The sequence below is a fragment of the Streptomyces himalayensis subsp. himalayensis genome, assembly GCF_013778455.1.
Taxonomy (GTDB): domain Bacteria; phylum Actinomycetota; class Actinomycetes; order Streptomycetales; family Streptomycetaceae; genus Streptomyces; species Streptomyces himalayensis.
Genome location: NZ_JACEHE010000016.1, coordinates 135808 through 156065 on the forward strand (window position 1 = coordinate 135808; position 20258 = coordinate 156065).

The 20258-nt window shown below is 71.2% G+C and carries 18 protein-coding genes; 10 read left to right on the forward strand and 8 right to left on the reverse strand.

The features are described 5' to 3' along the window. Positions 1-66 precede the first annotated feature (66 nt). Together H1D24_RS25225 and H1D24_RS25230 are read left to right on the forward strand one after the other, a co-directional pair. On the forward strand, positions 67-1515 hold the full coding sequence (locus H1D24_RS25225) for an NAD(P)H-quinone dehydrogenase (RefSeq protein WP_181659959.1): 1449 nt from the start codon (positions 67-69) through the stop codon (positions 1513-1515). A 275-nt stretch (positions 1516-1790) separates the two neighbouring features. Then, entirely contained in the window at positions 1791-2759 is a 969-nt protein-coding gene (locus H1D24_RS25230) for a DeoR/GlpR family DNA-binding transcription regulator (RefSeq protein WP_309484437.1), read from the forward strand. 100 nt (positions 2760-2859) lie between these two features. Here the strand turns inward: H1D24_RS25230 and H1D24_RS25235 are convergent, their stop codons facing one another. Continuing rightward, complete coding sequence (locus H1D24_RS25235) at positions 2860-3477, reverse strand: TetR/AcrR family transcriptional regulator (RefSeq protein WP_181659960.1); 618 nt, start codon at positions 3475-3477, stop codon at positions 2860-2862. A gap of 198 nt (positions 3478-3675) precedes the next feature. After that, the gene (locus H1D24_RS25240) at positions 3676-5448 is read right to left on the reverse strand and encodes an acetyl/propionyl/methylcrotonyl-CoA carboxylase subunit alpha (RefSeq protein ID WP_181659961.1); all 1773 of its coding nucleotides are present in this window, start codon (positions 5446-5448) and stop codon (positions 3676-3678) included. 355 nt (positions 5449-5803) lie between these two features. Here H1D24_RS25240 and H1D24_RS25245 point away from each other — a divergent pair, with 355 nt between their 5' ends. Next, the gene (locus H1D24_RS25245) at positions 5804-6349 is read left to right on the forward strand and encodes a hypothetical protein (protein ID WP_309484438.1); all 546 of its coding nucleotides are present in this window, start codon (positions 5804-5806) and stop codon (positions 6347-6349) included. A 39-nt stretch (positions 6350-6388) separates the two neighbouring features. Here the strand turns inward: H1D24_RS25245 and H1D24_RS25250 are convergent, their stop codons facing one another. From H1D24_RS25250 to H1D24_RS25260, 4 genes are all read right to left on the reverse strand, one after another. After that, the gene (locus H1D24_RS25250; RefSeq protein ID WP_181659962.1) at positions 6389-7003 is read right to left on the reverse strand and encodes a nucleoside triphosphate pyrophosphatase; all 615 of its coding nucleotides are present in this window, start codon (positions 7001-7003) and stop codon (positions 6389-6391) included. A gap of 76 nt (positions 7004-7079) precedes the next feature. Then, positions 7080-7205, reverse strand: a complete 126-nt coding sequence (mmpB, locus tag H1D24_RS42595) for a morphogenic membrane protein MmpB (protein ID WP_258564295.1) — start codon at positions 7203-7205, stop codon at positions 7080-7082. Positions 7206-7314: 109 nt separating this feature from the next. Then, positions 7315-7521: an acyl-CoA carboxylase epsilon subunit gene (locus H1D24_RS25255; protein WP_181659963.1), complete on the reverse strand. Its 207-nt coding sequence runs from the start codon at positions 7519-7521 to the stop codon at positions 7315-7317. 41 nt (positions 7522-7562) lie between these two features. After that, complete coding sequence (locus H1D24_RS25260; RefSeq protein ID WP_181659964.1) at positions 7563-9179, reverse strand: acyl-CoA carboxylase subunit beta; 1617 nt, start codon at positions 9177-9179, stop codon at positions 7563-7565. A gap of 118 nt (positions 9180-9297) precedes the next feature. Between H1D24_RS25260 and H1D24_RS25265 the strand changes: the two genes are divergently transcribed. Together H1D24_RS25265 and H1D24_RS25270 are read left to right on the forward strand one after the other, a co-directional pair. Next, entirely contained in the window at positions 9298-10227 is a 930-nt protein-coding gene (locus H1D24_RS25265; protein ID WP_181659965.1) for a biotin--[acetyl-CoA-carboxylase] ligase, read from the forward strand. A gap of 378 nt (positions 10228-10605) precedes the next feature. Then, positions 10606-12039, forward strand: coding sequence for an adenylate/guanylate cyclase domain-containing protein (locus H1D24_RS25270; protein ID WP_374064353.1), 1434 nt, complete (start codon positions 10606-10608; stop codon positions 12037-12039). A 13-nt stretch (positions 12040-12052) separates the two neighbouring features. Here the strand turns inward: H1D24_RS25270 and H1D24_RS25275 are convergent, their stop codons facing one another. Beyond that, complete coding sequence (locus tag H1D24_RS25275) at positions 12053-12847, reverse strand: enoyl-CoA hydratase/isomerase family protein (protein WP_181659966.1); 795 nt, start codon at positions 12845-12847, stop codon at positions 12053-12055. Positions 12848-13062: 215 nt separating this feature from the next. Between H1D24_RS25275 and H1D24_RS25280 the strand changes: the two genes are divergently transcribed. Both H1D24_RS25280 and hutH read left to right on the forward strand, forming a co-directional pair. Further along, positions 13063-14226: a GGDEF domain-containing protein gene (locus H1D24_RS25280; protein WP_181659967.1), complete on the forward strand. Its 1164-nt coding sequence runs from the start codon at positions 13063-13065 to the stop codon at positions 14224-14226. A gap of 179 nt (positions 14227-14405) precedes the next feature. Then, a complete protein-coding gene (gene hutH, locus H1D24_RS25285) occupies positions 14406-15950 on the forward strand; it encodes a histidine ammonia-lyase (protein ID WP_181660055.1) in 1545 nt (514 codons plus the stop codon). A gap of 94 nt (positions 15951-16044) precedes the next feature. On the opposite strand, the gene H1D24_RS25290 is transcribed toward hutH, so the two are convergent. Further along, a complete protein-coding gene (locus H1D24_RS25290; protein WP_181660056.1) occupies positions 16045-16368 on the reverse strand; it encodes an LPXTG cell wall anchor domain-containing protein in 324 nt (107 codons plus the stop codon). A gap of 141 nt (positions 16369-16509) precedes the next feature. Here H1D24_RS25290 and H1D24_RS25295 point away from each other — a divergent pair, with 141 nt between their 5' ends. From H1D24_RS25295 to H1D24_RS25305, 3 genes are all read left to right on the forward strand, one after another. Beyond that, entirely contained in the window at positions 16510-16887 is a 378-nt protein-coding gene (locus H1D24_RS25295) for a hypothetical protein (protein ID WP_181659968.1), read from the forward strand. A 417-nt stretch (positions 16888-17304) separates the two neighbouring features. Beyond that, a complete protein-coding gene (locus H1D24_RS25300; protein WP_181659969.1) occupies positions 17305-18567 on the forward strand; it encodes a L,D-transpeptidase in 1263 nt (420 codons plus the stop codon). A gap of 169 nt (positions 18568-18736) precedes the next feature. Further along, positions 18737-20218 carry an ABC transporter permease gene (locus H1D24_RS25305; RefSeq protein WP_181659970.1) on the forward strand — a complete coding sequence of 494 codons (1482 nt, stop codon included), beginning with the start codon at positions 18737-18739 and terminating at the stop codon, positions 20216-20218. Positions 20219-20258 lie beyond the last annotated feature (40 nt).

The following is a 20258-nucleotide window of genomic DNA, read 5'->3' on the forward strand; positions in this document are numbered from 1 at the left end:
CCATAAACCCCCACGTGGCACACAAAGACGGCCCCCGGGGCGAGGTCGCCCACACGGTGCGGGACAATGGAGTACGTGACTCGGATCGTGATCATCGGTGGCGGACCCGGCGGATACGAGGCGGCCCTGGTGGCCGCCCAGCTCGGCGCGGAGGTGACCGTCGTCGACTGCGACGGCCTGGGCGGTGCGTCGGTGCTGACCGACTGCGTACCGTCCAAGACGTTGATCGCCACGGCCGAGGTCATGACGACCTTCGACTCCTCGTACGAGGAGCTGGGCATCATCGTCGCCGACGACACGCCCCACATCGACACCCCCGCGCGCGTGGTGGGCGTCGACCTCGGCAAGGTCAACCGGCGTGTGAAGCGGCTCGCCCTCGCCCAGTCGCACGACATCACGGCGTCCGTCACGCGTGCGGGCGCGCGCGTGCTGCGCGGCCGCGGCCGCCTGGACGGCGGGCAGTCGATCGACGGCTCCCGCAAGGTGATCGTGCGCGCCGCCGACGGCACGGAGGAGACGCTCATCGCCGACGCCGTGCTGATAGCCACGGGCGGCCACCCGCGCGAGCTGCCCGACGCCCAGCCCGACGGCGAGCGGATCCTGAACTGGACGCAGGTCTACGACCTGGAGGAGCTCCCGGAGGAGCTCATCGTGGTCGGCTCGGGTGTCACGGGCGCCGAGTTCGCCGGTGCCTACCAGGCCCTCGGCTCCCGCGTCACGCTCGTCTCCAGCCGCGACCGCGTGCTGCCGGGCGAGGACCCGGATGCGGCGGCCGTCCTGGAGGACGTGTTCCGGCGCCGTGGCATGAACGTCATGTCGCGCTCGCGCGCCCAGTCCGCCAAGCGCGTGGGCGACCGCGTCGAGGTGACGCTCTCCGACGGACGCGTCATCACCGGTAGTCACTGCCTGATGGCGGTCGGCGCGATCCCCAACACCTCCGGCATGGGCCTCGAGGAGGCCGGGATCAAGCTCAAGGAGTCGGGCCACATCTGGACCGACAGGGTCTCGCGCACCAGCGCCCCCGGCGTGTACGCGGCGGGTGACGTGACGGGCATCTTCGCGCTCGCCTCGGTCGCCGCCATGCAGGGCCGTATCGCGATGTACCACTTCCTGGGCGACGCCGTCGCGCCGCTCAACCTCAAGACGGTCTCGGCGAACGTCTTCACCGACCCCGAGATCGCGACCGTCGGCTACTCGCAGGCCGACGTCGACGCCGGGAAGATCGACGCCCGCGTCGTCAAGCTGCCGCTACTGCGCAACCCGCGCGCGAAGATGCAGGGCATCCGCGACGGCTTCGTCAAGATCTTCTGCCGCCCGGGTACGGGCATCGTGGTCGGCGGTGTGGTCGTATCGCCGCGGGCCTCGGAACTGATCCACCCCATCTCGATCGCCGTCGACAACAATCTGACGGTCGAGCAGATCGCGAACGCCTTCACGGTGTACCCGTCCCTGTCCGGCTCGATCGCCGAGGTAGCACGGCAGCTGCACACCCGGAAGGCCACGGGCGAGGCCTGACGGCGAGACGCGGGCCACTCCCCGTACGGCGGCCGCGCCCCCAACTGCGTGTCGGGCGCGGCCGACTGCTGCTTCATCGGCATCGATTGCCGTCGATCGAGTGCGCCCGACTGACGCCGATCGACCGTGTCTGACCGCCGTCGACTGAGCCTGCCTGATACGGGCACCTAGCGGCAACCGGCCGTATACCACCTTCCATCCCGTCGTGCGAACAACTTCTGTTATTCGGCGCAAACTGCTGAAAGCAGACGGTCGTTGGGGTTACTGTCAGTTTCGTGTTCGCTGCAGAACGTCGCCAATTGATCCTCGAAATGGTGCGGGCCAACGGGGCGGTTTCCCTCCGTGAGCTCGCCCGCGTCGTCCAGACCTCCGAAGTGACCGTACGGCGGGACGTGCGCGCACTGGAGGCAGAAGGACTCCTCGACCGCCGACATGGCGGTGCGGTATTGCCGGGCGGGTTCACGCGAGAGTCCGGCTTTCCGCAGAAATCACATCTCGCGACCGCCGAGAAGACGGCCATCGCCGACCTCGCCGCGAGCTTCGTCGAAGAGGGCGAGGCCATCGTCGTCGGCGCGGGCACGACCACGCAGGAGCTGGCCCGCCGGCTCGCGCGCGTGCCCGGCCTGACCGTCGTCACCAACTCACTCCTGGTGGCGCAGGCCCTGGCGCACGCCAACCGCGTCGAGGTGGTGATGACCGGGGGCACCCTGCGCGGCTCCAACTACGCCCTCGTGGGGTCCGGTGCCGAGCAGTCCCTCCACGGGCTGCGTGTCTCGCGCGCCTTCCTCTCGGGCAGCGGGCTCACCGCCGAACGGGGCCTGTCGACCTCCAACATGCTGTCGGCCAGCGTCGACCGTGCCCTTGTGCAGGCCGCGGCGGAGGTCGTCGTGCTCGCCGACCACACCAAGCTCGGCACCGACACGATGTTCCAGACGGTGCCCACGGATGTGATCACCCGTCTGGTCACGGACGAGCCGCCCGCGCACGACGACCGCGCGGCCACGGAGCTGCAGGCCCTGGCCGACCAGGGAGTGCAGATCGCGGTGGCAGGCTCGTCACAGGGGGCCGACGCCGTTCCGGCGGCTCGGCAACCCCGCCCGCTGCCCGGTCCGCGCCGCGGCCAGCACCAGCTCCCGGGCGCCGGCCCGGGTGCGGCCTTCCGCGGCGCGAGCGCCCTCGGCGGCGAGCAGGCGGCGGCCGGGGCCGGGGATCGGGCCCGGGTGGCGGATCTCCGGCGGCGGTAGCCGGATCGGCAGGTGGGGCGGCAGTCCCACGTCGGTGTCCCCTGTGTCCGTATGCGGTGCGGATACGGGTGAGACGCATACGCCAATGACTACCGAGTGACTAACGCTCGGCGGAGACCTGGGCGGGCTTCAGGCCTCGTAGGGTCAGATTCAGCAAGCGGTCCGCGAGTTGGGGATCGTCGGGGGTCTCCTCCGCCGCCAGGGCAATCGCGTTCGTCAGTTGGAGCAGGTCGGCGATCGACACGTCGCGGCGTACGTCGCCTGCCTCCTGGGCGCGTGCGAGCAAGGCGCTGCCGGCCTCGCGCAGGGGTCGGCTGCAGCGGGCGAGGGCCGAAGTCTCGTCGCGGGAGGCCGACATCAGCGCCCGCGACACTCCGCGGTACTCGCTGGCGTGAGTGATGACCGCACGGAGCCATGTCACGAGCGCGGAGCACGGCTGCGGATCGTCGAGCAGTGCGCGCGAGTGCGCCAGCAGGTCGGTGAGCGCGTCCTCGAAGACCGCGCTCACCAGAGTGTGCCGGTTGGGGAAGTGCCGGTACAGCGTGCCGATGCCGAGCTCCGCGCGGCGCGCGATGTCCTCCAGCGGTGCGTCGGTGCCGTGTTCGGCGAACACCGTCCTGGCCTCGGTCAGCAGGCGCTCGTAGTTGCGGCGCGCGTCCGCCCGGAGAGGGCGCGGGGGAGCCGTCGTCCCCGGCCCCTGAGGCCTCGCGCCCGCCATGGCATCCACCCGCCCTCTCTCGCTGCGTCGACCCGCCCCAACCAGCATGCCACCGGGCACTGTGCCCCAGGAAAACCGCCCCTGTTCGCTGCCGGGAAAAGGGCCGGGCCCGCCGAACGGTTCGCGTTCGGCGGGCCCGGAGGCGTACGGATGCCGGCGTACGGATTCCGGCGTATTCCGGCGTACTGATGCGGGACGTCAGTCCTTGATCTCGCAGATGACGGCGCCGGAGGTGATGGACGCGCCGACCTCGGCGGCCAGGCCCTTGATGGTGCCGGTGCGGTGGGCGTTGAGAGGCTGCTCCATCTTCATGGCCTCGAGGACGACGACCAGGTCGCCTTCCTTGACCTCCTGGCCCTCCTCGACCGCCACCTTCACGATCGTGCCCTGCATCGGCGACGCGAGCGTGTCACCGGAGGCGACCGGGCCGGACTTCTTCGCCGCGCGCCGCTTCGGCTTCGCGCCGGCCGCGAGGCCCGTACGGGCCAGGGACATGCCGAGCGAGGCGGGCAGGGAGACCTCGAGCCGCTTGCCGCCGACCTCGACGACGACGGTCTCGCGGCCCGACTCGTCCTCGGCGTCCGCGTCGGCGGGGGCCGCGAAGGGCTTGATCTCGTTGACGAACTCGGTCTCGATCCAGCGGGTGTGGATCGTGAACGGGTCGGTGGAGCCGGTCAGTTCGGGCGCGAACGCCGGGTCGGTGACCACCGCGCGGTGGAACGGGATGGCGGTGGCCATGCCCTCGACCTGGAACTCGGCCAGCGCGCGGGCGGCGCGCTGCAGCGCCTGCTGCCGGGTGGCGCCGGTGACGATCAGCTTGGCGAGGAGCGAGTCCCACGCCGGGCCGATGACCGAGCCGGACTCCACGCCCGCGTCCAGGCGGACACCGGGGCCGGTGGGCGGCGTGAAGGTGGTGACGGTGCCGGGCGCGGGCAGGAAGTTGCGGCCCGGGTCCTCGCCGTTGATGCGGAACTCGAACGAGTGACCGCGCACCGCCGGGTCGTCGTAGCCGAGCTTCTCGCCGTCGGCGATACGGAACTGCTCGCGGACCAGGTCGATTCCGGTGACCTCCTCGGTGACCGGGTGCTCGACCTGGAGGCGGGTGTTGACCTCCAGGAAGGAGATCGTGCCGTCGTTGCCGACGAGGAACTCGACGGTGCCGGCGCCGACGTAGCCGGCCTCCTTGAGGATGGCCTTGGAGGCGGAGTACAGCTGCCGGTTCTGGTCCTCGCTCAGGAACGGCGCGGGGGCCTCCTCGACGAGCTTCTGGTGGCGGCGCTGCAGGGAGCAGTCACGCGTGGAGACCACGACCACGTTGCCGTGCTGGTCGGCCAGGCACTGGGTCTCGACGTGGCGCGGCTTGTCCAGGTAGCGCTCGACGAAGCACTCGCCGCGGCCGAAGGCGGCCACCGCCTCGCGGACGGCCGAGTCGTACAGCTCGGGGACTTCCTCGAGGGTGCGGGCGACCTTCAGGCCGCGCCCGCCGCCGCCGAAGGCGGCCTTGATCGCGATGGGCAGGCCGTGCTCCTCGGCGAAGGCGACGACCTCGTCCGCCCCGGAGACCGGGTCGGGGGTGCCGGCGACCAGCGGGGCGCCGGCGCGCTGGGCGATGTGCCGGGCGGCGACCTTGTCACCCAGGTCGCGGATGGCCCCCGGCGGCGGGCCGATCCAGATCAGGCCCGCGTCCAGGACCGCCTGGGCGAACTCGGCGTTCTCGGAGAGGAAGCCGTAGCCCGGGTGGATCGCGTCCGCGCCGGAGTCCTTTGCTGCCTGCAGCACCTTGGCGATGTCCAGATAACTGGACGCCGGGGTGTCACCGCCCAGAGCGAACGCTTCATCGGCCGCACGGACATGTACCGCATCCCGGTCCGGATCCGCGTATACGGCCACACTCGCGATCCCCGCATCCCGGCACGCCCGGGCAACGCGGACAGCGATTTCGCCACGGTTGGCGATGAGCACCTTGCGCACGATGGCTCCCTCCTTGAAACAAGCCGAGTTTAGGGACTGCCGACACGGCCTTTCGACCCGTCCCCAATGGTGAGCTTGCCCACACGGAGCGTGATCCGAGGCGCGCCCAACCCGCGAAACCCCATGTCGCACCGCGGTACGCAGGACTCCTGCACGGCACCCTAGCCCTCCTGTGTGGTCAAGGTCTCTGTGAGAGCGTGCCGCGGCGCATCGCGATTCTTTGTGGAGTCCCTACGAATGGCCCAATGAATCTTTGCTCCTTGATGGGCTCTTGTCCCGGGCTTTACCCGTTAGTAGCGTTGGCGACCCATTGGCGTACTAGCGGTAACAGCGTCTGGAAGAGGGGTGGGGCGCCGTGGCGCGCAGAACGGTGGCTTGGGTTGCCTCGATCGTGCTCTTCGTGGAGGCGGGCGGTGTCGCGCTGCTGAACTGGTTCCTCGGCCACGTCGTCGACCGCCAGGACATGTCGCTGGCCGGACTCGACCCGCATGCGATGTCGGTGTCCGCCTGGATCGCGGGCGGCGTCTTCGGTCTCTATCTGGCCCTCTGCGGCCTGGCGGCGCTGCTCCCCGCCCTGCGGGGCCGCGCCCCCGCCGGATTCGGTCGTGTCCTGCTGATCAGCGCCGCGGTCGTGCACGCGGTGCTGGGCGCCTTCGTCGTGGGTCTCGTCGGGTGGGGCGCCTTCGCCTTCATGATGCTGGTGCTCGGCCTGATCGTGCTGACCCTTATGGCATACGACGGTCAGGCCGGGGACGGCGCCCGTCCCGCGGCACCGGCGGGTCCGCGGTCGTCGCAGGATGCGGCGCCGGGCGGTGGTGGCGTGTCGCCGGAGAGCGGCGCGCCCGGGGGCGGCGCGTTGCGGAACGGCCCGTCCGGGAGTGCTGCGCCGCAGCCTGCGTGAGCGGCCTGAAGGACTGGGCTAAGCGGCCCCGGGGACCGCTCAGTCGGCCCACAGATCCGTGATGGCGACGCCCAGTTCGGCCAGCAGGCGGCGCAGCAGCGGCAGGGAGAGGCCGATGACGTTGCCGTGGTCGCCGTCGATGCCCTCGATGAACGGCGCAGAGCGGCCGTCGAGAGTGAAGGCGCCGGCGACGTACAGCGGTTCGCCGGAGGCGACGTATGCGGCGATCTCGTCGTCGCTGGGGTCGCCGAAGCGGACCACCGTGGAGGCGGTCGCCGAGGCGTAGCGGCCGGTCTTCGTGTCGTACACGCAGTGGCCGGTCTGGAGCGTGCCCGCGCGGCCGCGCATCGACTTCCAGCGGGCCGTGGCCTCCTCCGCGTCGGCGGGCTTGCCGAGGGCCTCGCCGTCGAGCTCGAGCACCGAGTCGCAGCCGATGACCAGGGCGCCGCTCATGATCACGTCCGGTCGTGCCGCGACGACGGACGCCTTCGCCTCCGCGAGCGCGAGCGCCAGCTCGGCCGGGGTAGGTGCGGACACGGCGTCCTCGTCGACCCCGCTGACGATGACCTCGGGGCTGAGCCCCGCCTGCCGCAGCAGTCCGAGCCGGGCGGGGGACGCGGAGGCGAGCACGAGACGGCGACGCTGATCACTCATGCGGCAAGGGTAGCGAGCGGCTGCGGGGTCGTTGCCGGGTCCCAGGCATACGAGGCGCTCCGGCGACACGCGGCTGTCAGAGGCCGATCACGACCATGGACAGCACCATCGCCACCGCCAGCAGGAAACCCGCGCGCCGCAGCATCTGCTGCATGTCGCGGAGTTCCTCCGGCGGCTCGTTCTCGGGATCGGACCACAGCATGAAGCCGATCCTCCGCCGACGGTGGTCCTGGGCGCCTGAGTACGCGTACTCAACTTGGCGGAGGCCGGCAGCGGGAGCCGCGCCGCAACGGTTGCGGCGCGGCACGGCTCTACGCGGGCCAGTACGTGCGGCCCCACGACTTCGGGCCCGGCGCGGGCAGGCGGCTGTGCGCAACCCGGGCCGGATCGGCCCAGGCGTCCGGTGCGGGGGGCGCGCCGGCCGGCCCGCCGCCCGCGGCCGCGGCGCGCGCCCGGACCACCGCCAGTGCGGCGGCCAGCTCCTCCGGGGTCGGATTGCCCCGTACGACCTTGATCATGACCGCTCCACAGGTTCTCAGGGCTTACAGGTTCTCAGGGCTTACAGGGGGATGTTGCCGTGCTTCTTCGGAGGCAGGTTTTCCCGCTTCGTACGAAGCTGACGCAGGCCGCGCACGATGTGCCGCCGGGTGTCGGACGGCATGATCACCGCGTCGATGTAGCCGCGCTCGGCCGCGACGTACGGGTTGAGCAGCGTGTCCTCGTACTCCTGGATGAGCTGCCGGCGCACCGCCTCCTGCTCGGCCTCCGGCGCTGCCGCGATGGTGCGGCGGTGGAGGATGTTCACCGCGCCCTGCGCGCCCATGACGGCGATCTGCGCGGTCGGCCAGGCGAGGTTGAGGTCGGCGCCCAGGTGCTTGGATCCCATGACGTCGTAGGCGCCGCCGAATGCCTTGCGCGTGATCACCGTGATCAGCGGGACGGTCGCCTCCGCGTAGGCGTAGATCAGCTTGGCGCCGCGGCGGATGATGCCCTCGTGCTCCTGGCCGACGCCCGGCAGGAAGCCCGGCACGTCGACGAAGGTCAGCACAGGGACGTTGAAGGCGTCGCAGGTGCGGACGAAGCGGGCGGCCTTCTCGGAGGCGTCGATGTCCAGGCAGCCGGCGAACTGCATCGGCTGGTTGGCCACGATGCCCACCGGGTGGCCCTCGACCCGGCCGAAGCCGGTGAGGATGTTCGGCGCGAACAGGGCCTGGGTCTCGAAGAACTCGCCGTCGTCGAGCACGTGCTCGATGACCTCGTGCATGTCGTACGGCTGGTTGGCACTGTCCGGGACTATCGAGTCGAGCTCGCGGTCCTCGTCCGTCAGCGTCAGGTCCGCGTCCTCGGGGAAGGCCGGGGGCTCGGACAGGTTGTTGCTCGGCAGGTACGACAGCAGCTGCTTGATGTACTCGATGGCGTCCTTCTCGTCGCCCGCCATGTGGTGGGCCACGCCGGACGTCGTGTTGTGCGTGCGCGCGCCGCCCAGCTCCTCGAAGCCGACGTCCTCACCGGTGACGGTCTTGATGACGTCGGGTCCAGTGATGAACATGTGCGAGGTCTGGTCGACCATCACCGTGAAGTCGGTGATCGCGGGGGAGTAGACCGCGCCGCCCGCGCACGGGCCGACGATCAGGCTGATCTGCGGGATCACGCCGGAGGCGTGGGTGTTGCGGCGGAAGATCTCGCCGTACATGCCGAGGGCCATGACGCCCTCCTGGATGCGGGCGCCGCCGGAGTCGTTGATGCCGACGACGGGACAGCCCGTCTTCAGCGCGAAGTCCATCACCTTCATGATCTTCTGTCCGAAGACCTCGCCGAGGGCACCGCCGAAGACGGTGAAGTCCTGCGAGAAGACGGCGACCGGGCGTCCGTCGACCGTGCCGTAGCCGGTCACGACACCATCCCCGTACGGACGGTTCTGCTCGAGACCGAAGTCGGTGGAGCGGTGGCGGGCGAACTCGTCCAGCTCCACGAACGAGCCCTCGTCGAGGAGCAGCTCGATCCGCTCACGCGCCGTCAGCTTGCCCTTCGCGTGCTGCTTCTCGACCGCGCGCTCGGAGCCGGCATGCGTCGCCTCCTGGATACGGCGCTGCAGGTCCGCGAGCTTCCCCGCGGTCGTGTGGATGTCAGTCTCCTGTGGCTCCTGCGCCACCTGCGACTCTGCCGACTCGGACATCGGGATGTGGCTCCCTGCCTGCTCAGAGGGGACGTGTGAGGGCTGGCTACTGCCTCGTAGCGTATCGGCGCGGCTACCGTTCAGCAGTGCGGTGTTTCCCACACCTAGTGTGGCTTGCATGACGCCGTCAGATGCTCCAGACAACCGCCGGTCCGATGGCTCGGAGAGCCGCCGGTCCGACTCCGCGGACAGCCGCGGGTCCGATCCTGCCGACAGCCGCTGGTCCGACCTCGACCGGCCGCCCCTCAACGCCGCCGCCCTGCGCCGCGCTCTGCTGCGGCCCGGCGGGTTGTGGACCTCCCTCGAGGTGGTGGCCTCGACCGGATCCACCAACACGGACCTGGCGGGGCGCGCCGACGCCCTGGAGGAGGGCGCGATCCTCGTCGCCGAGGAGCAGAGCGCGGGGCGCGGCCGGCTCGACCGCCAGTGGACGGCGCCCCCGCGCTCGGGGCTCTTCTTCTCCGTACTCCTCAAGCCCGCGGGGGTCCCCGTGGAGCGGTGGGGCTGGCTGCCACTGCTCGCAGGAGTGGCCACTGCGGCCGCTGTGGCCCGCGCCGCCGGTGTCGACACGGCACTCAAGTGGCCCAACGACCTGCTCGTGACCGTGGGCGGCGAGGAACGCAAGGCCGGTGGGATCCTCGCGGAGCGGGCCGGCAGGGACGGGATCGTCATCGGCCTCGGCATCAATGTGACGCTGCGCGCCGGGGAACTCCCTGTCCCGGCCGCCGGCTCGCTGGCGCTCGCGGGAGCCGCATCCACCGACCGCGACACGCTGCTGCGCGCGGTGCTGCGGTCGCTCGAGGGGTGGTACACCGACTGGCGCGCGGCGGGCGGCGACCCGGCCGCGTGCCGGCTGCAGGAGACGTACGCGGCCGGGTGCGCGACGCTCGGCCGGAGGGTACGCGCCGAGCTGCCGGGCGACCGGACGATCAGCGGTGAGGCGGTCGCGATCGACGGCGACGGCCGCCTCGTCCTGGCGACGGCGGACGGGGTGCAGGAGCCGGTGGGGGCGGGCGACATCGTGCATCTGCGGCCGGCGCAGCCGTAGGGATCGGCGCCTCTGCGACCGGCGCCGCCGGTTCTCCGGGCCGCATTCGCCGACGAAACCGCGCCGCAGCGCCGCGTGCGCGTTTCGGGCCGCGCTGACGCAGCCGTACCGCGCGGTCGAGCGGCGCCGCGCTGTGGGGTCGGGAAGGAGCGGGGACCCGGAAGTGCGGGAACACTCTTGAGTGAGCTGCGGCACACCTGCCGTACTGTGTCTTCAGTGTCTTCCCGGGGACCGTGACATCGGCGGCTCGACCGCGCGGCCCCGGGCCCCGGCCGGAAAGGCAGGTCGGACGATGCGCCCGGTACGCCCCCGTGAGGTAGATCTCAGTAAAGTTGGGGCCGGTCGTATTGACCGCGGCAGATCGGAAGGGCAGCAGGCGTGAGCGTCGACGACACGGGCTCGGGCGCGGGCGCACACCCCGCCCCCGACGGCGAGCCCGGCCGTATCGCCGGGGGCGCCGCCGCGGACCGGGCCGCGGACCCTTCGGCAGGGCCGGACGGGGAGCGCTGGCCCCTGGACCCGGGGATCGCACGGGGCGCGGGCTCCAGGAGCGTTCCGGATACGGACCGGGGCGGTGAGGGGACCGAGCGTGCTCCCGGCGCAGACCGGGAGGACGGTTCCGATCGCGAACCCGGCCGACCCGGCCCCGCGTCCACGCCGCCGGATGTCTCTGTCGGGCTCCCGGAGCACGGATCCGACCGCGTCCCGGAACGCGGAGCAGACCGGATCGACGGGCGGAGCGGGGCAGCCGGCCGAGTTGAGCGCGGTGAAGACCCGCTCGCCCTCCGGCTCGAGGGGCTCATCCTCGGGGCCGAGCGCCGTTACACGCCCTTCCAGGCGGCGCGCAGCGCAGGCGTGTCCGTGGAGCTGGCCACCCGCTTCTGGCGCGCGATGGGCTTCGCCGACATAGGCCAGGCCAAGGCGCTGACGGAGGCGGACGTACTGGCGCTGCGGCGGCTCGCAGGTCTCGTCGAGGCGGGCCTGCTGAGCGAGGCCATGGCGATCCAGGTGGCCCGCTCGACCGGCCAGACCACCGCCCGGCTGGCCGACTGGCAGATCGACTCGTTCCTCGCGGGCCTGACGGAGCCGCCGGAGCCGGGGATGACGCGCACCGAGGTCACGTATCCCCTGATGGAGCTGCTCCTGCCCGAGCTGGAGGAGTTCATCGTCTACGTCTGGCGGCGGCAGCTCGCGGCCGCCACCGGGCGGGTGGTGCAGGTCGCGGACGACGAGGAGATGGTCGACCGCCGGCTCGCCGTCGGCTTCGCCGACCTGGTCGGCTTCACGCGGCTGACGCGACGCCTTGAGGAAGAGGAGCTCGGGGAGCTGGTCGAGGCCTTCGAGACGACGGCCGCCGACCTGGTGGCCGCCCGCGGCGGACGGCTGATCAAGACGCTGGGTGACGAGGTCCTCTACTCCTCCGACGACGCCGGGACGGCAGCCGAGATCGGGCTCCGCCTCATCGAGACGATGGCCAACGACGAGACGATGCCGGAACTGCGCGTCGGTATCGCCTTCGGCACGGTGACGACGCGGATGGGCGACGTGTTCGGTACGACGGTGAACCTGGCGAGCCGGCTCACCTCGATAGCGCCCCGGGACGCCGTACTCGTCGACGGCGCCTTCGCCGAGGAGCTCACCCGGACCGGGGAGGCCCCCGCGTCCGAGGCGGAGGCGGCGGAGGCCGCGGCCGCCGCGGAGAAGGAGGGCGAGGAGCCTCCCACGTACCGCTTCGCGCTCCAGCCGATGTGGCAGCGGCCCGTGCGCGGCCTGGGCGTGGTGGAGCCCTGGCTGCTGACGCGACGGGACTGAGGCGCGTCCGGGACTACTCCCCGGGCCACACCGGTGCCCGCTTCTCGTTGAACGCCGCCACCCCCTCCGCCCGGTCCCCCGAAAAGGCGACCGCGCGCCAGGCGGCGTCCTCGATCTCGAGGCCGGCGCGCAGGTCGAGTCCATGTCCCAGGCGCAGCGCCCGTTTGGCCGCACGCAGCCCGACGGGTGAGTTCGCCGCGATACGTGCGCCGAGTGCCAGCGCCTCCGCCCGGTCCTGGCCCTCCTCCACCAGCAGGTCGACGAGGCCCAACTCCCGCGCCTCAGCGGCCTCGACCCGCCGCGCCGAGAAGATCAGCTCCGCGGCCCGGGCCGCCCCCACACGCCGCGGCAGCAGCTGCGTCCCGCCACCACCCGGAATGACCCCCACGGATACCTCGGGCAGCCCCACGACCGCCGTACGGTCGGCCACGATCAGGTCGCAGGCGAGGGCGAGCTCGAACCCGCCGCCCAGCGCGAAGCCGTGCAGCGCGGCGACGGTCGGCATGGGCAAGTCCAGTACGCCGGTGTAGGCACCCCGGGCGACGGGGCGCTGGCGCACCAACTCGGCGTCGGAGAGCGAGTTCCGCTCCTTGAGGTCCGCGCCGACGCAGAACGCCCGCTCGTGCGTCGACGTCACGACGACCACGCGCGCGTCGCGGTCCGCGGCGAGGGCGTCGCAGGCGGCGCCGATGGACCGCGCCATCTCCGTCGACACGGCGTTCATGGCCTTGGGCCGGTCGAGGACGAGCTCGGCGACGTACTCGTGCCGCCGCACCACGACGAACTCCCCGTACCGCTGCTCACCCATGATCCGTCCACACCCCTCAGGACCGCGAAGGTTAACGACCGTTAGCGTCGGCCGCGTACGCATCATGCCAGTCCGGCGCCGCCGGGGCCAGGTCGCACGGCGATGCCTCCGGGAGGAGCCGAGAGGGGCTTGGACCCCCCTGTTCGGCGCACCATTCGCCGCATCGTCGCCGTATCAATGTCTCAAAGCGTGGCAAAACTCCCTAGCCTGGAGTGATGGGCGAGGACGTGCGGTTGCGTGCCGTGGTGGCGCTGGCGCAGGCGATGGCGGCGGCACAGACGCCGCGGGAGTCCTGGAAGGCCGCCGCGGAGGGCGCCTGCCGCGCACTGTCGGGGAGCTTCGCCGCGCTGTCCGTGTGGGAGCGGGAACGCGGCCGGCTCCGTGTACTGGTGAACGCGGGTGAGCGGGCGCCGGGCGAGGCGGAGTTCCCCGAGTGCGAGGCGTACCCCGTACACGAGTTCCCCGAGATCACGGAGTTCCTGCACGAGCGGTGGGTCGGCGGCGGCGAACCCAACGCCTGGGTGGAGACCGCGGAGGGCCCGGCCGCGCGCTCCGCCGGGGACGCCGGCTACTGCCATCAGAGGGTGGCCGCGCTCCGCCGCCGCGGCCGCGGCTGCTGCGTCGTCGCGCCGATCGTGCTGCACGGCAGGGCCTGGGGCGAGTTGTATGTCGCCCGTCCGGTCGGGGGACCGGTCTTCGACCGGGACGACGCGGACTTCGCGACCGTCCTGGCGGCGGTCGTCGCGGCCGGTATCGACCAGACCGAGCGCCTCGAGGAGGCGCGGCGCCTGGCCTTCACGGACGCGCTCACCGGCCTCGCCAACCGGCGCGCCGTCGACGTACGCCTGGACGAGGCCCTGGAGCGCCACCGGACCGAAGACACCGTGGTCAGCCTCGTCGTCTGCGATCTGAACGGGCTGAAGCGGGTCAACGACACCCACGGCCACGCGGTCGGCGACCGGCTGCTCGAGCGGTTCGGCTCGGTGCTGTCGCTGTGCGGCGCGATGCTGCCGGGCGCGCTCGCCGCGCGGCTCGGCGGGGACGAGTTCTGCCTGCTCGCGGTGGGTCCGCCGGTGGACGAGGTGGTACGCGTGGCCGATGAACTGTGCAAACGCGCCGGTGAGTTGGAGCTCGGCGAGGGGGTCGCGTGCGGGGTGGCATCGACCGGGGAGCCCATCGGTCCTGTGCGCTCGGGGCGCCGGCTGTTCCGGCTCGCGGACGCCGCGCAGTACCGGGCGAAGGCCGCGCGGGCGGTGAGCCCGGTGGTGGCGGGGCGTGAAGGGGCCGACGATCCGGTGGTACGCCTGGTCGACGCGCCGCCGCCGCCGACGCTTCCGGCGGGGGAGCGGCGGAGGTTCCGGGGGCGGGAGGGGGCGTAGTCGCGGGGTGGCTCTGCGGCGTAAGGGTGGCCCTGCGGGCGTCACGCGTGCTCCTGCGGCCGTAAGGCGTGCTCCTGCGGGCGTGAAGACGTGCTCCTGCGGGCGTGAGAGGTAAGGGGCGAAGCCGCGCCCCACTCGTGACATCTTGAGATTCACTGCGTACGCTCCTGAATATGGATATGCACACTGTGGTGGTGGGGACCGCCGGGCTCACCGCGGCCGACGTCGTCGCCGTGGCCCGGGGGAACGCCAGGGTCGAGTTGTCGGAGGAGGCGCTGGGCGCCCTGGCAGCGGCGCGAGAGATCGTGGACGCGCTGGCCGCGAAGCCGGAGCCGGTGTACGGGGTGTCGACCGGGTTCGGCGCCCTCGCCACCCGGCACATCGGCCACGACCTGCGGACCCAGCTGCAGCGCAACATCGTCCGCTCGCACGCCGCCGGGATGGGCCCGCGCGTGGAGCGCGAGGTCGTCCGGGCGCTGATGTTGCTGCGCCTGAAGACGGTGTGCTCCGGCCACACGGGCGTACGGCCGGAGGTTGCGCAGACCATGGCGGACGTCCTGAACGCCGGGATCACTCCGGTCGTCCACGAGTACGGCTCCCTCGGCTGCTCCGGGGACCTGGCCCCCCTCTCGCACTGTGCGCTGACGCTGATGGGCGAGGGCGAGGCGGAGGGCCCGACGGGGACGGTCAGGCCCGCCGGCGAGCTCCTCGCCGAGCACGGCATCACCCCCGTCGAGCTGCACGAGAAAGAAGGCCTGGCCCTCCTCAACGGCACCGACGGCATGCTCGGCATGCTGATCATGGCGCTCGCCGACCTCGAAGCGCTCTACAAGTCCGCGGACGTCACGGCCGCCCTGTCGCTCGAGGCGCTCCTGGGCACGGACAAGGTCCTCGCCCCCGAACTGCACGCGATCCGCCCGCACCCGGGACAGGCCGCGTCGGCCGCCAACATGCTCGCGGTCCTGAAGGGTTCGGGCCTGACGGGCCACCACCAGGACGACGCGCCGCGCGTCCAGGACGCGTACTCCGTGCGCTGCGCCCCCCAGGTCGCGGGCGCCGGACGCGACACGATCGCGCACGCGCGCGTGGTGGCCGAACGCGAGCTGGCGTCCGCCGTCGACAACCCGGTGGTCCTGCCCGACGGCCGCGTCGAGTCGAACGGCAACTTCCACGGTGCCCCGGTCGCGTACGTCCTCGACTTCCTCGCCATCGCGGCCGCGGACCTCGGCTCGATCGCCGAGCGCCGCACCGACCGCCTGCTGGACAAGAACCGCTCGCACGGACTGCCGCCGTTCCTCGCGGACGACCCGGGCGTCGACTCGGGCCTCATGATCGCCCAGTACACGCAGGCGGCTCTGGTCAGCGAGTTGAAGCGGCTGGCGGTCCCTGCGTCCGCCGACTCCATCCCGTCCTCCGCGATGCAGGAGGACCACGTCTCGATGGGCTGGTCGGCCGCCCGCAAGCTCCGTACGGCCGTCGACAACCTCACCCGCATCGTCGCGGTCGAGTTCTACGCCGCCGCGCGCGCGATCGAACTCCGCGAGGGCGAGGGCCTCACCCCGGCCCCGGCGTCCCGCGCCGCGATCAACGCGGCCCGCGCGGCGGGCGTCGGGGGCCCTGGCCCGGACCGCTTCCTCGCCCCCGACCTGGCGGCCGCGGACGCGTTCGTGCGCGGTGGCCACCTGGTCGCGGCGGTGGAGCCGGTGACGGGCCCCCTGGCGTGAGCACCGCCTTGTGACGCATGGAGAGGGGCCGCCGTTCACGACGGCGGCCCCTCTCCATGAGGTCGACAGGAGCTCAACGCGCAGGAAAGAGGCGCTAGTAGGCCTCCAGCCGCCCCCGCCGTACCGAGTACGCCACGAACCCGGCCCCGAGGCCCAGGAACAGCGTGCCGCCGATGACGTACGGCGTCGTGTTGACGCTGCCCGTGTCGGCCAGGCGTGCGCCGTCGTCGGCCTCTTCGGGGGCCGTCGTGTCGACCGAGGTGCCGGATGAGCCGATGGACCCGGCTCTCTCTCCCGTGATCGTCGACGTCGATGTCTCGCGCTGCTCCACGGCCGCCGTCTTGTCGGCCGTCGCCTTCGCGGACGGGACGAACCACAGGGCACCCAGAAGGGTTCCTGCGGCGGTGGCGGTGAGCAGCGATCGGCGTGCGGCGGACACGGTATCGATCCCCCTTGTGGCGCTGGCGATTTGGCCGTGTGCGGCGATGTTAGTGAAAGGGGCGGGTCACAGGAAAGTCACGGGGGAGTTGAGCGGTGCCGGGGTCGTACGATCCGGGCTATGAGCACCCCTGAGACATCCCGCTATGTGCGGCTCCGAGTGGAACTGGTCCTCGAGATCGAGGACTCCGGTGCGGTCACCGGCGCCGCACTCCAGCGCATCGCCGAGGACGACGACATGCCGGCGGACGAGCGGGCCCACGCCGAGTTCGCCGTCCAGGAGGACGCCGCAGAGGCCCTCGCGTATCTCGTGGACCCGTTCGACCTGGTCAGTGAGGTGCCCGGAGTGGATCTCGCACAGGCCTCGTGGAGCAGCGAGCACGTCGACTACGACCCGGAATCACCGGACTGGGACCTCGGTGAGGAGGACGACGAGGACGACAAGGACGACGAGGGTGAGTACTACGAGGACGACGAGGACGCCCCTAGCGTGCGCTGATCGTTCCGGTGAGTGACCGGTGAGCGGACACGTGAGTGACCGGTGAGCGGACACCTGAGTGACCGGTGAGTGAACAGTGGAAGACCGGAGGGCGGCCGGCAGAAGAGCAGCAGAAACGCGGGAAAGGTGGCGCAGCCCACACCCCGGACGGCAACCGCCGTCCGGGGTTTCTTCGTCTCCCAGGGCGCTGCTACAACAGCAGTGACAATCGCAACAACCGCAGCAATCCACCCGACCGGATCGTCACGACTGCACTGTCGGCAGCCCAGGCATCGTCAGTCCCGGAAGGTCCCACAGCGGAGTGGCGTATCCCACACCTTCGCCGGTCGCGGAACGGCACGAACCGGACAGTACGTTGTGAAGGTCTGCGGATAATTTCCTGAGTTCGGGGATTCGGCAACGATGGAGAAGCGTGTGATGACGGATGGTAGGCGGCGCAGGGGTCTCACGACCGTGGCCGCCGTGCTCGGCGGTGTGCTGACGCTCTCGGCGTGCAGCGGCAGTGACAGCAGCGCCGCTGACGACAGCAGCACGCCCGGCGGCAGCAGCAGCTCGCAGGCCAAGGTCGACGAGGCAGCCGCGAAGAAGACCTCCGAGGCCCAGATCAAGATCACGCCCAAGGACGGTTCCGACAACGCCTCCATCAACAACGGCACCGCGGTCACGGTGAGCAAGGGCACGCTCACCAACGTGACCATGACGAGCGCCAACGGCACTGCCGTCGCGGGCCAGATATCCGCGGACAAGAAGAGCTGGAAGCCCACCACCCAGCTGGCGCGGGCCACGACGTACAAGATCGCGGCCGCCGCCAAGGACGCAGACGGGCGCGCCGCGCACGAGAACGCGTCGTTCACCACCGTCTCGGCCGCCAACAGCTTCATCGGCTACTTCACGCCCGACGCGGGCTCCACCGTCGGCGTCGGCATGCCGGTGTCGATCAACTTCGACAAGGCGATCGCCAACAAGGCCGCCGTCCAGAAGGGCATCACGGTCAGCTCCAGCAGCGGCCAGGAGGTCGTCGGCCACTGGTTCAGCCCCAACCGCCTGGACTTCCGCCCCGAGAGCTACTGGCAGGCCGGCTCCACCGTGACCCTCAAGCTGAACCTCGACGGCGTCGAGGGTGCCGGCGGTGTCTACGGCGTCCAGCAGAAGACGGTCACCTTCAAGATCGGCCGCAACCAGGTCTCCGTCGTCGACGCCGAGTCCAAGACCATGAAGGTCACCCGGGACGGCAAGACGATCAAGACCATCCCGATCTCGGCCGGTTCGCCCGAGAACAAGACGTACGAAGGCCAGATGGTGATCTCCGAGAAGTTCAAGGAGACCCGGATGAACGGCGCGACCGTCGGCTTCAAGGACGACGACGGCAAGGGCGAGTACGACATCAAGGACGTGCCGCACGCCATGCGTCTGTCGACGTCCGGCACGTTCATCCACGGCAACTACTGGGGCGCCAAGTCCATCTTCGGCAGCGTCAACACCAGCCACGGCTGCGTCGGCCTGCAGGACGCCAAGGGCGCGAACGACCCGAACATGCCGGGTGCCTGGTTCTACAACAACTCGATCGTCGGTGACGTCGTGGTCGTCCAGAACACCGGCGACGACACCATCGCCCCGGACAACGGCCTCAACGGCTGGAACATGAGCTGGGCCCAGTGGAAGGCCGGCTCCGCGGTCTGATCCCAAGCCGTTCCGGCCCCTCTGCTCCACGCACGCCGATGGCCCGCACCCCCGCCGGGGGCGCGGGCCATCGGCGTTCCCAGAAGTCTCAGCGCCCTCATATCCGTTCTCATGCTTCTCTTATCGCGGCCTTATCCGGTCATCACGGTGTGTCCATAGCTTTCGCGGCATGTTCTTCACCTACCTGAGGCGCGAACTGCGCCGCCGCAGAAAGGCGGCGCTCGTCGTCGCCTCCGGGCTCGCGCTGGGCATCGCACTTGTCATCGTGGTCAGCTCCGTGTCGTCCGGTATGAAGCAGGCGCAGGGCAAGGTCCTCGAGTCGCTGTACGGCCTCGGGACCGACATGACCGTCACGAAGGCCGCCACACCGCCGGAGGAGGGCGACGGGGACGAGCGCCCGCGCTTCCGGTTCGACGCCCAGGACGGCGACTCCGACGAGGAGCAGAGCACCGACCGCGTCATGGTCCAGGGCTTCCAGACCCTGGCGTCGAGCACCGTCACCGAGGTCGGCAAGCAGGACGGGGTCTCCGAAGCGGTCGGCGGACTGAGCCTCAACGTCGTGAAGGTCGACGGCCAGTTCACGCGCGGCGAGTTCCAACAGGACCAGAACAGCGGCGGCAGCGAGCAGCAGGGCGGCCCGGGCGGGGGCACCGGCCAGCCGCAGGGCCGAGTCCAGGGCGGTGGCGCCGACTTCGAGGTCAACAGCTACACCGTCTACGGCACCGATGTCACCAACCTCGATCTCGGCCCGCTGACCTCCTCCAAGATCACCAAGGGTCGTACGTTCAAGAGCACCGAGACCGACGCCAAGGTCGCGGTCGCCGACAGCTCGTACGCCAAGGAGAAGGAACTCGCCCTCGGCGACACCGTCACGATCTCCGGAACCAAGTTCGAGATCGTCGGCATCGCGACGCCGGACAGCGGTGACGCGGCGGCCAACCTCTACATCCCGCTCAAGCAGGCGCAGACCCTGGCCGACTCCAAGGACAAGGTCACCACGGTCTACGTCAAGGCGACCGACTCGCAGCAGATCGACGCCGTCAAGAGCGCCATCCAGAAGAACATCTCCGGTACGACTGTGACCACCTCGGCCGACCTCGCCGACACCGTCTCCGGTTCGCTGTCCACCGCCTCCAACCTCGCCTCGAACGTGGGCAAGTGGCTGTCCATCGCGGTGCTCGTGGCCGCGTTCCTGGTCGCAGGACTGCTCACCATGTCGGCGGTCTCCCGCCGCGTACGCGAGTTCGGCACGCTCAAGGCGCTGGGCTGGAAGTCCGGGCGCGTCACCCGCCAGGTCGTCGGCGAGGCCGTCGTCAACGGGCTCCTCGGCGGTGTCCTCGGTATCGCACTGGGCCTCGCGGGCGCGTACGCCGTCACCGCGGTCAGCCCCACCCTCCAGGCCCAGCTCGGCTCCACCGGCGGCGGTGGCGCCATGGGCGGCGGCCCCAGCGGCATGGGCGGCGGCATGGGCGGTCCCGGCCGGCAGACCGCGTCCAAGGCGCTCGAGGTCGCGCTCACCGCGCCCATCAGCCTCAGCACAGTCGGCCTCGCCGTCGGCCTCGCCGTCGCAGGCGGGCTCATCGCGGGTGCCTTCGGAGGCTGGCGCGCCTCCCGGCTGCGGCCCGCGGACGCATTGCGCCGCGTCGAGTAAGCCGTCGAGCAGGCCGAGCCGACGGCCCGAACAGGCCCGT

Excerpts from the sequence above, each read along its gene's own strand:
- H1D24_RS25225 (WP_181659959.1), top strand. The coding sequence starts at position 67 with ATGGAGTACGTGACTCGGATCGTGATCATCGGTGGCGGACCCGGCGGA.
- H1D24_RS25235 (WP_181659960.1), bottom strand. The coding sequence starts at position 3,477 with ATGGCGGGCGCGAGGCCTCAGGGGCCGGGGACGACGGCTCCCCCGCGC.
- H1D24_RS25250 (WP_181659962.1), bottom strand. The coding sequence starts at position 7,003 with ATGAGTGATCAGCGTCGCCGTCTCGTGCTCGCCTCCGCGTCCCCCGCC.
- mmpB (WP_258564295.1), bottom strand. The coding sequence starts at position 7,205 with ATGCTGTGGTCCGATCCCGAGAACGAGCCGCCGGAGGAACTCCGCGAC.
- H1D24_RS25255 (WP_181659963.1), bottom strand. The coding sequence starts at position 7,521 with ATGATCAAGGTCGTACGGGGCAATCCGACCCCGGAGGAGCTGGCCGCC.
- H1D24_RS25260 (WP_181659964.1), bottom strand. The coding sequence starts at position 9,179 with ATGTCCGAGTCGGCAGAGTCGCAGGTGGCGCAGGAGCCACAGGAGACT.
- H1D24_RS25265 (WP_181659965.1), top strand. The coding sequence starts at position 9,298 with ATGACGCCGTCAGATGCTCCAGACAACCGCCGGTCCGATGGCTCGGAG.
- H1D24_RS25275 (WP_181659966.1), bottom strand. The coding sequence starts at position 12,847 with ATGGGTGAGCAGCGGTACGGGGAGTTCGTCGTGGTGCGGCGGCACGAG.
- H1D24_RS25280 (WP_181659967.1), top strand. The coding sequence starts at position 13,063 with ATGGGCGAGGACGTGCGGTTGCGTGCCGTGGTGGCGCTGGCGCAGGCG.
- hutH (WP_181660055.1), top strand. The coding sequence starts at position 14,406 with ATGCACACTGTGGTGGTGGGGACCGCCGGGCTCACCGCGGCCGACGTC.
- H1D24_RS25295 (WP_181659968.1), top strand. The coding sequence starts at position 16,510 with ATGAGCACCCCTGAGACATCCCGCTATGTGCGGCTCCGAGTGGAACTG.
- H1D24_RS25300 (WP_181659969.1), top strand. The coding sequence starts at position 17,305 with ATGACGGATGGTAGGCGGCGCAGGGGTCTCACGACCGTGGCCGCCGTG.
- H1D24_RS25305 (WP_181659970.1), top strand. The coding sequence starts at position 18,737 with ATGTTCTTCACCTACCTGAGGCGCGAACTGCGCCGCCGCAGAAAGGCG.